This is a genomic window from Shewanella sp. 0m-8 (genome assembly GCF_052977265.1).
In genome coordinates this window covers 1-14063 of sequence record NZ_JBRIMB010000058.1, presented here as the reverse complement: position 1 = coordinate 14063, position 14063 = coordinate 1, and the positions used below count along the sequence as shown (strand labels likewise).

Sequence of the window (14063 nt, the reverse complement as noted above, 5' to 3'; positions counted from 1 at the left end):
TATGTCTGATCCACGTTTTGTTCACTTGCGCGTCCACAGCGATTTTTCTATGTCTGATGGACTTTCTAAAGTTAAGCCTATTCTAGGGAAAGTGGCTGAGCTTGGAATGCCTGCGGTTGCATTAACCGATCAGACGAACATGTGTGGTTTGGTCAAGTTTTATGGAGGCTGCCATGATGCGGGTATCAAGCCTATTATTGGCACCGATTTTTGGGTAAAAGTCCCAGGATTTGATGAGTTTTGTTCTATTACTGCCTTAGCGATGGACAATAAAGGTTACTCAAACCTGACTTTGTTGATTAGCGATGCGTATCTGCGCGGCAATATTAACGACAAAGCTGTGATTGACCATGAATGGTTAGTGAAATATAACGAAGGGTTAATTCTGCTTTCAGGTGGCAAAGACGGTGATGTTGGTCGTGCGTTGCTGAAAGATAACCATGGTCAAGTAGAGTCATTAATCGACTTTTATAAGAGCCACTTTCCTGACCGATATTATTTAGAGCTGCTACGAACAGGTCGTCCAGATGAAGAGCGTTATCTGCACATGGCGGTCGCACTTGCCGAGCAAAAAGACTTACCTGTGGTTGCGACTAATCAGGTGGTATTTAATAAGCCTGAGCAGTTTGACGCCCACGAAATTCGGGTCGCAATTTATGATGGCTTTACGCTAGCCGATCCGCGCAGACCGAAGAAATACAGTGACCAACAATACTTTAAAAGTAGCGATGAGATGTGCGAGCTATTTGAAGATATTCCTGAGGCGATTCAAAATACGGTCGAAATTGCTAAGCGCTGTAACGTTACCGTAAGACTGCACGAATACTTCTTGCCGAACTTCCCGACAGGTGATTTGACCATTGAAGACTTCTTGGTCGATGTATCAGAAAAGGGCCTTGAGGAGCGACTCGAGTTTCTTTTCCCAGATCCAGATCTTAGAGCTGAGAAACGCCCTGAATACGATGAGCGTCTCGATATCGAGCTTAAAGTGATTAACCAGATGGGCTTTCCTGGTTACTTCCTTATCGTAATGGAGTTTATTCAGTGGGGTAAAGATAACGATATTCCAATTGGTCCTGGCCGTGGTTCAGGTGCAGGGTCATTGGTGGCTTATGCACTTAAAATTACCGACTTGGATCCCCTTGAATACGACTTGCTATTCGAGCGCTTTCTAAACCCAGAACGTGTATCTATGCCCGACTTCGACGTCGACTTTTGCATGGACAGACGTGATGAGGTCATTGACCACGTTGCCGACCTTTATGGTCGTGATGCGGTATCGCAGATCATTACCTTTGGTACTATGGCGGCTAAAGCGGTAATTCGAGATGTTGGCCGCGTGCTTGGTCACCCGTATGGTTTTGTTGACCGTATTTCAAAAATGATCCCAGCGGAACCCGGCATGACTTTGGCTAAAGCCTTTGAAGTCGAGCCAGGCTTGCAAGAGTCATACGACGCTGATGAGGAAGTAAAAGATCTTATCGATATGTGTCGCATTCTGGAAGGGGTGACACGTAACGCGGGTAAACACGCTGGTGGTGTGGTTATTGCCCCGACTAAGATCACTGACTTCTCGCCAATTTATTGTGACACCGAAGGCTTAAACCCGGTAACTCAGTTCGACAAAAACGATGTTGAAACCGCAGGCCTAGTGAAGTTCGACTTCTTGGGTCTAAGAACGCTCACCATTATTGATTGGGCGTTGCAGATGGTCAACAGCGTCAAAAAGAAGAACGGTGAAGAGCCGGTGCGCATTGAGTCGATTTCGCTGACTGATCCAAAGTGTTTTAAATTACTACAACGATATGAAACAACCGCGGTATTCCAGTTGGAATCTCGTGGTATGAAAGACTTGATTAAACGCCTACAGCCAGATTGCTTTGAAGATATGATCGCACTGGTTGCACTGTTTAGACCGGGTCCACTGCAATCAGGCATGGTAGATAACTTTATCGAGCGTAAGCACGGCCGTGAGGAAGTGTCATACCCTGACGCCGAATATCAACATGAGTCGCTGAAAGAGCTGTTATCACCAACCTACGGCATTATTCTCTATCAAGAGCAGGTGATGCAGATTGCCCAGGTACTTGCTGGCTATACCTTGGGCGGCGCCGATATGCTTCGTCGTGCTATGGGTAAGAAAAAGCCTGAAGAGATGGCCAAGCAGCGCGGTACGTTTGAGGCCGGTTCAATTGCCAATGGCGTTGATGGTCCGTTGTCGATGAAAATTTTCGATTTGGTGGAAAAATTCGCGGGTTACGGTTTTAACAAATCTCACTCGGCCGCTTACGCATTAGTGTCTTATCAAACACTTTGGTTAAAAACCCATTATCCACAGCAGTTTATGGCGGCAGTAATGTCGGCGGATATGGATAACACCGATAAGATTGTCACCTTGGTTGATGAGTGTGAGCGTATGGGCTTGCCACTTATTCCGCCTGATGTAAATAAAGGCTTATTTAGATTTACCGTTGATGACGATCTGAATATTGTTTACGGCATTGGCGCGGTGAAAGGTGTTGGTGAAGGTCCTGTAGACTCGATTCTCGCTGCGCGTAAAAATGGCCCCTTTAAGGACTTGTTTGATTTCTGCGCTCGAATCGATTTAAAGAAGCTTAACCGCCGCGTCATTGAAAAACTGATTTGCGCTGGTGCGCTTGATAATTTAGGCCCGCATCGAGCCGCGATGATGGCAACGTTACCGGAAGCTATTCGCGCAGCCGATCAGCATGCTAAAGCCGAAGCGATTGGTCAGCATGATATGTTTGGTCTACTCAATAATGAACCTGAAGACAGTAAGCAGCAGTTTGTTGAATGTACGCCTTGGCCCGATAAAGTTTGGCTTGAAGGCGAGCGTGACACATTAGGTTTATACCTCACAGGTCACCCGATTAACCAGTATCTGAAAGAGCTTAAGCATTACACTTCGGGTCGGTTAAAAGATGTGCATCCTACTGAACGTGGCAAAACCATGAAAGCCGCTGGGCTTGTAGTGGCGACACGTGTGATGATGACTAAGCGTGGCTCCAAGATGGGTCTGGTGACCCTAGATGATAAGAGTGCGCGTCTTGAGGTGATGCTGTTTACTGAAGCCTTTGAGAAGTTTAATCACCTGCTTGAGAAAGACCGCATTTTGATTATTGAAGGAGAGGTTAGTTTCGATGACTTCTCTGGTGGTAACCGAATGACTGCGCGTAACATTATCGATATGGGGGAAGCGCGTAGCCATTTTGCCAATGCGGTTGAAATTGACTTGCAAGCAGACAAGGTCAACGATGAGTGGTTAAGCGAGTTTAAGGCTGCGGTTGAGCCTTGGAAAGCCGGCGCTGTACCTGTGTTGATTAATTACGCCCAGCCTCAGTCACAAGCGCAGTTTACTTTAGGCGATAATTGGCGAGTCAATCCAACCGATGAGTTGATGTTGGCACTCGAGTCGTTAACAGGTTCAGGAAAGGTTCGGATCGTTTTTTAGCATGAATATTGTCTCGCTGATCCAAGCTTGCCTGCAACAGTTGCCACCTAAGGTGGCGGCAGCGGGTAAGGTAGAAAATACTCAAAATCAAACAGTCACCAATAAGCCTAAGTTAGTGCTAGCTTATAGTGGCGGCGTCGACTCTGAAATTCTGGCCTATGGTTTAGGTCAGTTTGCCAAAATCACTCCTGATTTTGAGTGTGTGTTAGTGCACGTTCACCATGGGTTAAGTGCTAATGCTGACACTTGGGTTGAGCATTGCTTATTGCAAGCAAAATCATACGATCTGAAATGTGTTGTAAAACATGTCGAGGTTAAGCTCGCACCTAGGGTGAGTGTTGAGGCGCAGGCCCGCAGTGTGCGCTATGAAGCGTTATTATCAGAGTTATCCAACAATGATATTTTAATGACTGCCCACCATCAAGATGATCAACTTGAGACCGTTTTATTAGCGCTCAAGCGAGGCCTTGGCCCTAAAGGCTTATCAGCCATGGGTAAGGTGCAGCGCTTTAATCAGCGAAACTGGATTATTAGACCACTGCTCGATTGCAGTAAAGATGAAATAGAAGCCTACGCGAAGCAAGACAATATCCTTCATATTCAAGATGAGAGTAATTTTGATGATAAGTATGATAGAAACTTTCTTCGCTTAGACATTATCCCTAAACTCAAGCAACGCTGGCCTAGTATCGCCGCGACAGCCAGTCGCAGCGCTGAACTGTGCGCATTACAGCAGTCGGTACTCGATGAAGAGATTGCGCAGAAATTACCAAATATTCAGCTTCGAAAGGGCAGTGATTGGTTGCTTGATTTAGATAAATTAGCCCAGCACTCTCATGCTTGGCAGTCATTATTACTGCGCGGTCACATGGACATGCTAGGTTTTGCTCCGCCCTCTAAGGTGCAAGGAGAGCAGATCCTAGCCCAGTTGCTCGATGCTAAAGTTGATGCCAATGTTGAGATCCGCTTAACCGACGTTATCATCAAGCGTTATAAGCGCGAAGGCTATTTTATGCCGCTGAAGAATGCTCTCTTTGTCGCGGACAAAAAAGGTTTGTTGAGTATTGAACTTAATGGCTGTGATGACTTGATAAACGGAGCTATTAAGCTAGTCACTGGAGAGGCCTTATCGGCAAGATATTGCCAAAGTGGAGCGCGTCTTAGATTGCCTTTAGGAGTGGAGAAGGTCTCTATCGAGTTTGCACTGCCTGGCAGTACTCGTTGTCAGCCCCATAACCGTAGTAAAGGCCGTGAACTTAAAAAGTTATGGCAGGAGTGGGGACTTGCTCCCTGGCGGCGTGGCACCGTGCCGCTGCTTTGTTATGACGGTAAACTCGTATCTGCTGTGGGCTACTGGATAGAAAGGCCATATTTAGCGACCGGTGATGATGTCGGGCTGGTTTTATACTAATAAGTATTAGGTATCGGTAAGCAAAGGGGCTTTAATGTGCCTTATGAGTTTGTTTATTCGATATTGCTAGCCATTACCCCCTCTTTTCTAACTTTCATCTTAACCATTATCAGGCATTAAGTGCTGCTGAACGCAAGTTAGCTGTTTTCGACACAGTAGCACTGGCGGCCAGCGGCTTTAGCTTCATATAGCGCATTATCTGCACGTTGGTAAAGACTATCTTCAGTATCATGATGTCGCCATTGCGCCACGCCCATACTGGTTTTCACTTGATACTTTTCTAAATATTGATGAGTAGAGATGGCATCTAAGATCCGCTGACACAAAATGCTAGCGGCCTCAACGTTGGCTTGAACCAATATGGTAAATTCATCGCCACCTATTCGAAATGCCTGGTCACTGTTTCTGATGGTTGTATTTAGCATCTGTGCAAACTCAACTAAGGCGCTATCGCCTAACTGATGGCCAAAGTCATCATTGAGCTGTTTAAAATTATCTAAATCTAGGGTAATTAATGAAAACTCATCACTATTGCGCTCGGCTCGAGCGAGCTCTTTTTTTAATGACTCTTGATAGTAATGGCGGTTACCTAAGTTTGTTAGCGCATCATACATGGCCTGTAGAGACATCTCTTTAAATTGAATCGCATTAAACAACGGTTGTAAAACGAGCTGCTGGATCTGGTTCAACTTCTGGGTTTGAGACGGCACTAAAGGGGCTTTTAGATTATAGTTAACGATGACTTGGCAGTCGGCTAAGGTCAACTTTTGCTCAATGGCGTAACCATTTTGCTGACCCCAATGGAACAGATAGTCCTTATAGGCTAAGCGAACACCATAAAGCGGCAAATGTTGCCCCATTATTTTGCCGAAGCAGGCAAAGACTGTCCTAGGATCTAAATGTTGATGCAGTTGCTGGATGATAGCAACAAGATCAACCTCCACTGGCATAGAGATATTTACCCCAGTAGGTTTTCGATAAAGATCAACCTCCACTGGCATAGACATAGTTACCACAGTAGATTTTCGATATTCAATAGGGGAAGACTCGGTTACTAGCCCAAATTCCATTGGTATTGACTCCCAGTTTTCTAACAGTGTTGCGCTAACGCAAAGTTAATGCTCTTAGATATACCAAGCAAAAACTGTGCCTAGTGCTAAGGGAATTATATTTGTCTTTATTTGTCATTCAGTTACTCTCTAGATAAGTGAATGGAATTTATTGGTGTCGGCATTTTGACGAATGTCTTCGGGTTAAGGAGTACACCGCACAGATGGAACATAGCTTTCTTATTCAAATGCTACTGATGTTGGTCATTGCAATTGTTTCTATTGCAATACTACGACGTGCAGGTTTACCAGCGATCTTAGCTTACTTAGTGACAGGGGTAATTAGCGGTCCAAGTGGTTTTCACTGGTTTACCCAACAGCAAATGCAGTCTGTTGCTGAGCTCGGTGTCGTGTTACTGATGTTTAGTTTAGGGCTCGAGTTTTCTTTGCCTAGGCTATGGGCAATGCGCCGTACTGTATTTGGTTTAGGTAGTGCGCAAGTCGTTGTAACGACTGTGTTAAGCATGGGAATCGCACTGCTATGTAATCTCAGTGTGACCGAGTCAGTCGTCGTAGGCTCTGCGATAGCGCTTTCTTCTACGGCGATAGTACTTAAGTTATTGAATGAGCAAGGATGGATGAGGCGCCGCCATGGCGAGCTTTCGGTCAGTGTGCTGTTATTTCAAGATATCGCCGTTGTCCCTTTACTTATTTTGTTACCTATTTTAGCCAGTGATGGCGCGCCGTTACTGTGGACTGATGTGGTTTTTGCCTTACTAAAAGGTAGCCTCGCATTTATTGCACTGATGGCATTTGGCAAGTGGGCCTTGCCTAAGCTGTTTGATGAGGTTGCCCGTTCACGTTCAAATGAACTATTTGTACTGTCAACGTTAGTGGTCGCCTTAGTCACCGGAGCGATTACTCAGTGGTTAGGCTTATCGATGGCATTGGGCGCCTTTATGGCAGGTATGTTACTTGGAGAAAGCCAGTATCGGCGTCAGCTAGAAGCCGATATTCGCCCCTTTAGGGACTTATTAATGGGGCTGTTTTTTATCTCCATCGGTATGCTGTTAGACTTCCAATTGGTTGCCCAGTTCTGGTGGCAAATCATCTTTATCCTTATCGCTGTGATTTTAGGTAAAGCCTTAGTGATTTTCTCTTTATTGAAAGTGGCTAAAGAGTCTTTTCGCTCATCAGTTGCGACGGCCCTGAGTTTGGCGCAGGTGGGAGAATTCAGTTTTGTCGTGTTGGCCTTAGCGGTCAATTATCAACTGCTAGATAATAAAACAAGTACGACCTTAGTGATGGTGGCAGTGCTATCGATGGCACTAGCGCCTTGGCTGGTTAGGCATAGTGTCGATATTGCAAGAATGCTGCAAGAACTCAAGCCTAAGGCTGATAATAATGAGTCTTTGAATGTACAAGTCGATGCCAAAGGCGATCTGGTGCTCATTTTAGGTTATGGACGAGTAGGGCAAACCATTGCTAGGTTTATGAAAACTGAAGCTATCCCATACTTAGTGCTGGATCTCGACCCGAAAAGAGTCTCTGAGGCCAGAACCGCTGGAGAGCCTGTCTATTTTGGTGATGTGTGTAAGAGAAGTATCTTAAAGCAGGCAAAGGTGCGTGAAGCTAAGTTAATCGTAATCACTTTTAGTAGTGAGCGGATCCTCCAAGAGGTGTTGCCGTTATGTCGTCAATTAGCACCCGAGGCTAAGATTTTGGTGCGTACTCGTGACGATACCGGGATGGAGGAGTTGGAGGAAGCAGGAGCAAGTCAGGTTATTCCTGAGACGCTTGAAGGTAGTTTGATGTTAGTATCTCAAGTGCTATATCAATGTGGTGTGCCGCTAGCAAGAATATTGAAACGCCTGGAATCTGAGCGGCGAAATCACTACCAATATTTACATGGTTTTTTCTCCGGAGCTGAAACCGATTTGACCCTTGAGCTATTGCATGCTGTTGCTCTGCCTAAAGGGGCGAATGCGGTTGGACTGACCCTAGGTGAGATCCCGTGGGAGAAGTTAAGAGTTGAAGTGCGAGCGGTGCGAAGAGCAGGCGCTGAGGTTGAGGATCCTAAATCCGATTGGCAGATTATGTCTGGCGATATCCTGATCTTACTTGGCAAGCCAAGACGCATGGAAAAAGCCGAGATCTTTTTATTGCAAGGCTAAGCCACTCTTTTACTCTCAATGGGTCACGTTTAGCTATAGTTAACCGTTATAAAGTAGATTTAGCCCACCATCTCGTTGCAGCATATTTAAGTAAAAGCTGCGGGCTCCCTGGAGTGACATTGTGCATTACCTCATTTTTATCCTGTTGGCACCGATCTTATTATTACAGGGGCGTATCGTTAAGAGAAATACCCCAAAACTGCCGGAAGCTGCAGGGCCCCGGCAAGGTTCTGTGGGGGACGGCGCGGGATTATCGGTACTCATTTTAGGTGACAGCGCCGCAGCTGGAGTTGGCGTTGCTAGCCAGCAGCAAGCATTAACGGGCGTGGTGGTAAATACGCTTGCCCAGCGGTACCAAGTTGATTGGCGTTTACTGGCAAAGTCTGGTCATAATACCGCCCAGACCATTGAGATGTTACAACAAGAGTTGGTAGTGCAACAAACCATGCATTTTGAGGCCGTAGTGGTATCGCTTGGAGTGAACGATGTTTTAAGCCCGTTAACCGTTAACCAATGGATAAGCCAGCAACAAGCCTTAGTTGAGTTAGTCACTGAAAAGCTGGGCTGTCAGCGTTTGATATTGACTCGAGTGCCACCCATGGGGGATTTTCCGGTATTGCCGCAGCCACTGCGCTGGTTTCTTGGTCAGCGTAGCCAAGCCTTTAACCGTCAACTACAACGCTACGCCCTGCAAGAGCCAAAATTCACCTTGTTGGAATTTGGTCATCAACTCAATAGTGATGCGATGGCAACAGATGGCTTTCATCCTGGTGCATTAATATATCAAGATTGGGGGAAGAGCGTGGCGAGCGCTCTGTTGGCTGATAAGCCTTAGTTTATTGAAGATTAAAAAATTGTTTTATCTCATCAATCTGGCACATAGCGTCTTCATAACCTAATTCGATTAATGCACTGCAATAGCCTTGCTCAAACAATAGATATGACACAATACTTGAGTCGGAGTGTTCGTTTATCCCCAGTATTTTTAGCATGGTTTTAATCGCAAAAGGCATATCCTGAAAGTAGCGTGATGCCATTGCGCTTAAATCCTCACTGGGTTTAATCACTAATGTTTCGATGGTTTTTAGTGCTAGTTGATCACGGCTCTGTTCGGGGACCAGATTTAGCGTGGTATTAATTCGCTGTAACCTTTCAAGATCGCTGTTTAGCGTATCAGAGAAGATAGTATCGAGTAAGTGACCAGCAATCGTTGCCGTCTTTGGGGGATGCTCTAACTCTTTTGATTGAACTTTATGTGGACTTTCAAGGTTAATCACCATGATCTTATCTGCGCCAAGGTGTATTGGACTACTCAACGGCGCCAGCTGGTGTACCGAGCCATCGCCATAATATTCTTGATTTAATCTTATCGAAGGAAACACCATAGGTATGGCCGAGCTGGCTAATAGATGATCAGTATTGAGACGAGTACGTACGCCATGACGTCTTACCCTGTGCCAGTTATTGATATGGGCATTAGCCTGGAAAAATGTCACTGAGCGTGAGTTGTTATAACAGGAAGTATCTAGGCTAACAGCTTCAAGTGCTCCGCTGTTGATATTACGGTCGATGCGTTCAAAGCTGATGAGATCGTTAAGCAGGCCTCGTAACGGCTCACTATTAAATAGGCTACCAGCTGAGTTTGATACCCCGTCGCTTTGCAGGCCTTTTAGCGCCATCTTACTTAAATGTTTCATTACCCCACCAATGGAGGCTTGGTAGACTTTACGGGCATGAACATGACGCCAAACCCATTCAAGCTTACGCACCCCCAAATGAAAACAGGAGGCATGGGTTGCTATTGATGTCGCGTTGATTGCGCCAGCAGACGTACCACAGATGATCTTAAACGGGATCCCGTGATTACGTGGATAAAACTGTACAATCGCTTTGAGAACCCCGATTTGATAGGCCGCTCGCGCGCCGCCGCCACCAAGGACTAATGCTATTTTATCTGGCAAGTCGACGTTCCTTATCGGTTGAAAATTAAAACATATTCAAAACACATGGCCTAAATTTAGAATATGTGACTCTGGAGTGTTCTTCAAGTAACAAGTGAAAACAAAGATAAAAAACAAGCTGTCATATGCATGGAGATTCAGTGATGGGGATATTTATATTTTTAGCATAAAAAAACGCCGATGATATCATCGGCGTTTTTATTGATTTACTTAGCGATTAAGGTTCGCGATTAAGCTTGTTGCGCTTTTAAGAACTCAACGATTTCGTCTAGTGGGATATCTTGCTTCTCACCAGTACGACGGTTCTTGTATTCGAACATGCCGTTATCAATATTACGATCGCCAATAACCACAACGTGTGGAATACCGATAAGCTCCATATCAGCAAACATTACGCCAGGACGCTCTTTACGGTCGTCGAACATGACTTCCATGCCAGCATCGTTTAGGTCTTGATATAGTTGCTCGGCGATATCTTTAACGCGATGCGACTTGTGCATGTTCATTGGCAAGATGCCCACAGTGAACGGTGCAATCGCTTCAGGCCAGATAATACCGCGGTCATCGTTGTTTTGCTCAATTGCAGCAGCAACCATACGACTTACGCCCACACCGTAACAACCCATAAGTAGAGTCTGTGACTTACCATTTTGGTCAAGTACGTTAGCATTCATCGCTTCAGAGTAGTTAGTACCTAACTGGAAGATATGACCGACTTCGATACCGCGAAGTAGTGCAATAGTACCTTTACCACATGGGCTAGGCTCGCCTTCGATGATGTTACGTAAGTCGAATGCGGCAACTTCTGGTAAATCACGCTCCCAGTTGATGCCGAAGTAGTGCTTGCCATCTTGGTTTGCACCCGCGCCAAAGTCGCTCATGATGCTAACACTGTGATCAACAAATACAGGCATATTTAGGCCAACAGGACCGATAGAACCAGTACCAGCGCCAACAGCATCACGGATAGCGGCTTCATCTGCAAACTCAAATGGCGCTAATACCGCATCAAGTTTTTCTGCTTTAACTTCGTTTAGCTCGTGGTCGCCACGAATAACGATAGCCACTAATGGCGCTTCTTCAGTTGCACCCTTAACGATTAATGTCTTAACTGTTTTCTCAATCGCAATGCCGTGTTGCTCAACAAGCTCTGCAATGGTTTTTGCGTTTGGCGTGTCAACTAATGTCATCTCGCTAGTAGCTGCTTGACGCGTGTCAGTCGGCAGTGGCGCTTCACATTTTTCAATGTTAGCAGCGTAATCGCTTTCTGTTGAGTAGGCGATTAAGTCTTCACCGCTGTTAGCTAATACGTGGAACTCGTGTGACATGCTGCCACCGATAGAACCTGTGTCAGCCATTACTGGACGGAAGGCTAGGCCTAAACGAGTCAGAATGTTGCTATAGGCTTGGAACATCGCCTCGTAGGTTTCATCCATCGTTTCTTGATCGATATGGAAAGAGTAAGCATCTTTCATCAAGAATTCACGTGAACGCATTACACCAAAACGTGGGCGAACTTCGTCACGGAACTTGGTTTGAATTTGGTATAGGTTAAGTGGTAACTGCTTGTATGAGTTAACCTCTTTACGCACGATGTCTGTGATCACTTCTTCGTGAGTTGGACCCAGTACGAAGTCACGGTTGTGGCGGTCTTGGAAACGAAGTAGTTCAGGACCAAACTTTTCAAAACGACCCGTTTCAACCCAAAGATCGGCAGGTTGAACCATAGGCATAAGGATCTCAACTGAGCCCGCTTTGTTCATTTCTTCACGAACAATCGCTTCGATTTTACGTAGTACACGTAAACCTGTCGGCAACCAGCTGTATAAGCCAGATGCGTTACGACGGATCATACCCGCACGTAACATTAACTGATGACTAACCACTTCTGCATTAGCAGGCGTTTCTTTTTGAGTTGATAGCAGGTACTTGCTTACGCGCATTACCGGTGTCCAAATTTGAGTTGAATGGGCGCTATTTTATCACTTGTAGTGCTTCTGTCACCTATGGATTTTGCGATTCGAGTGATTTATTTACTTTGAACATAGGTTTTTGCGCTAAGCGATGCAGGTTATACTCCTTTGCTTTGACGATGATGAGTGACAAGTTGAGTTAATACTTTAAGTTAGCAGTTGAGTTATAGGAAAAAACCTAACCCTGTTATCCATGAGCAAACTCGTGTTTTATTGTAGGATTATGCCTACATCTTGATGCGTACAAGTTCAGATTGATGTTAGCTTATGACACAGAAAAATTGTTTATAACAAGGTGAGCCAATATGGCGTTACATTATCAAACATCAAGATTGGAGGTTTCGGAATTATTTTCTGAGATAGCGCCAGCTGAATTATCGCCATTGCTGGTTCGAGTCACTGAGCTGTTAACACCTGCCGTCGTTGAAAACTTGCCGCCACATTTTCAGCACATCGATTCACTTTCTGACGCCAGAAAATGGTTTAAACGTATGGTAGTGGAGAGTCGTCTTTTTGTCGTCAAACATACAGAAGCGAATGTTATTATTGGTTTTATGTTTGCGTTTATAGGAAGTAAACGTGACGCCCATATTGGTTACCTGCTAGGTGAGCCGTATTGGGGACAAGGGTTGGCGACCGAATTGCTCCAAGGCTTTATTGATATTTCAATTCAAGGTCAAAGTTGGGATTACTTGATTGCAGGTGTCAGCCAGAGCAATAAGGCTTCTGCAAAGCTATTGCTTAGACTGGGGTTTGTTGAGCAACCTTGTGTAAATGGACCCGTTGTTTTCTTCCGATACCTATTATCTCAACCTCGACTTTGAGAGCGACTGTAAAATAATGGAATTGATATTTTTACCGCTACTGATAGTGCTTGTTAAGTACAAGCACTATGCACGTGCAGAGTGGTTGTTTACACTGTTCTTTCTTGTTTATGCACTGGCATTGACCACATTAACGTTACCGCCAAATTCAAGGTTGGGCAGTTTTTATATCGGTATTCCTTCTATATCGTATCTTTTTTATATTTACCCTGACATTCAAACTCAATATCCAACCTCGGTGATCCGAGTATTGAGTACGTTGGGGGTGTGCACGGCATTTATTGCGTTGCTCGTTTTTTTCAACTGATTGCTTTCGTATTATGCTCTTTGGCAATGCTCAGCCTTTAGCCCTGTGGCCAGTTAGCTGTTTACCTTCTCTATTATTTATTCTCTCCTCAATCTCGCATGAAGTCCTTGGGTAGATTAGTGTTTTGTTATGTGTAACTATCTATATGTTTTTAAATTAATATTTTAACTTAAAAGAATAAAGCTGATGTAGGTCTTTTGGTCGATAGGTTCATATCAAGGATGTTGTCATATTAGCTAAATTGGCTCATTTAAAGGATTGAAAATGAAGCGGTTTTTATGTGTGTTATTTGGCCTATTGTGGTCAAGTTGGCTTTTTGCGGAGCAACCGTTAGCATCGACGAATGAGGCTAAGCACTCATCACCAACGACTTTAGAAGCACTCAAAGCCGCGATTGTCGACATTGTTGAAACAGAGGAACTGCCTGCCGTTGCTATTGCGATGGTTAACCAAGAGGGGCCGGTTTGGATTGAGGCAATAGGCTTGGCTAATATCGCCAATAACCAACCTGCCGATAGTCAAACCCTGTTCCGGATTGGCTCGACCTCTAAAATGTTTGTTTCTTTATCAATATTGAAACTTGTAGAGCAGGGGAAGTTATCTCTTGACGATAAACTTGCCGATCTTGCACCAGAAATAGCCTATACCAATCAGTGGGAAGCGTCAGACCCAATTCGTATTGTTCACCTCTTGGAGCACACCACCGGCTGGGATGATATTCATATCGTTGAGTATGCCCATAACGACCCTTCGCCAGCAACGCTCAAACAAGGTCTAGATTATCATCCTCATTCCCGCGTTTCACGTTGGAAGCCTATTGTGGTTTAATAAACTTGTACACCGATATGAGGTAAACTGCCCTTAATATAGAACGGTGTAAACGTAATGAAGA

Annotated in this window: 10 protein-coding genes; 7 read left to right on the top strand and 3 right to left on the bottom strand. The window is 44.9% G+C overall.

The features are described from left to right. Window position 1: 1 nt before the first annotated feature. Both dnaE and tilS read left to right on the top strand, forming a co-directional pair. A complete protein-coding gene (gene dnaE, locus ACVBIO_RS19235) occupies window positions 2–3472 on the top strand; it encodes a DNA polymerase III subunit alpha (RefSeq protein ID WP_447160582.1) in 3471 nt (1156 codons plus the stop codon). Between the two features lies 1 nt (window position 3473). Next, window positions 3474–4883, top strand: a complete 1410-nt coding sequence (gene tilS / locus ACVBIO_RS19230; RefSeq protein ID WP_447160581.1) for a tRNA lysidine(34) synthetase TilS — start codon at window positions 3474–3476, stop codon at window positions 4881–4883. Between the two features lie 137 nt (window positions 4884–5020). On the opposite strand, the gene dgcS is transcribed toward tilS, so the two are convergent. Next, complete coding sequence (dgcS, locus tag ACVBIO_RS19225) at window positions 5021–5953, bottom strand: diguanylate cyclase DgcS (RefSeq protein ID WP_447173219.1); 933 nt, start codon at window positions 5951–5953, stop codon at window positions 5021–5023. Window positions 5954–6156: 203 nt separating this feature from the next. On the opposite strand from dgcS, the gene ACVBIO_RS19220 reads away from it, so the two are divergent. Further along, entirely contained in the window at window positions 6157–8106 is a 1950-nt protein-coding gene (locus ACVBIO_RS19220) for a monovalent cation:proton antiporter-2 (CPA2) family protein (RefSeq protein ID WP_447173218.1), read from the top strand. Window positions 8107–8227: 121 nt separating this feature from the next. After that, the gene (locus tag ACVBIO_RS19215) at window positions 8228–8941 is read left to right on the top strand and encodes an SGNH/GDSL hydrolase family protein (protein ID WP_447160578.1); all 714 of its coding nucleotides are present in this window, start codon (window positions 8228–8230) and stop codon (window positions 8939–8941) included. A 1-nt stretch (window position 8942) separates the two neighbouring features. Here ACVBIO_RS19215 and ACVBIO_RS19210 read toward each other — a convergent pair whose 3' ends face one another. Both ACVBIO_RS19210 and ACVBIO_RS19205 read right to left on the bottom strand, forming a co-directional pair. Then, window positions 8943–10067: a patatin-like phospholipase family protein gene (locus tag ACVBIO_RS19210; protein ID WP_447173217.1), complete on the bottom strand. Its 1125-nt coding sequence runs from the start codon at window positions 10065–10067 to the stop codon at window positions 8943–8945. Window positions 10068–10297: 230 nt separating this feature from the next. Continuing rightward, on the bottom strand, window positions 10298–12010 hold the full coding sequence (locus tag ACVBIO_RS19205; RefSeq protein WP_447160576.1) for a proline--tRNA ligase: 1713 nt from the start codon (window positions 12008–12010) through the stop codon (window positions 10298–10300). A 335-nt stretch (window positions 12011–12345) separates the two neighbouring features. Here ACVBIO_RS19205 and ACVBIO_RS19200 point away from each other — a divergent pair, with 335 nt between their 5' ends. The 3 genes from ACVBIO_RS19200 (at window position 12346) to ACVBIO_RS19190 (ending at window position 13999) form a co-directional block, all read left to right on the top strand. Next, window positions 12346–12864 (top strand): GNAT family N-acetyltransferase, encoded by a 519-nt coding sequence (locus ACVBIO_RS19200; protein WP_447173216.1) that lies wholly within the window; start codon window positions 12346–12348, stop codon window positions 12862–12864. A gap of 16 nt (window positions 12865–12880) precedes the next feature. Continuing rightward, window positions 12881–13171, top strand: coding sequence for a hypothetical protein (locus ACVBIO_RS19195; RefSeq protein WP_447166517.1), 291 nt, complete (start codon window positions 12881–12883; stop codon window positions 13169–13171). 264 nt (window positions 13172–13435) lie between these two features. After that, complete coding sequence (locus ACVBIO_RS19190) at window positions 13436–13999, top strand: serine hydrolase domain-containing protein (RefSeq protein WP_447173215.1); 564 nt, start codon at window positions 13436–13438, stop codon at window positions 13997–13999. Window positions 14000–14063: the final 64 nt, after the last annotated feature.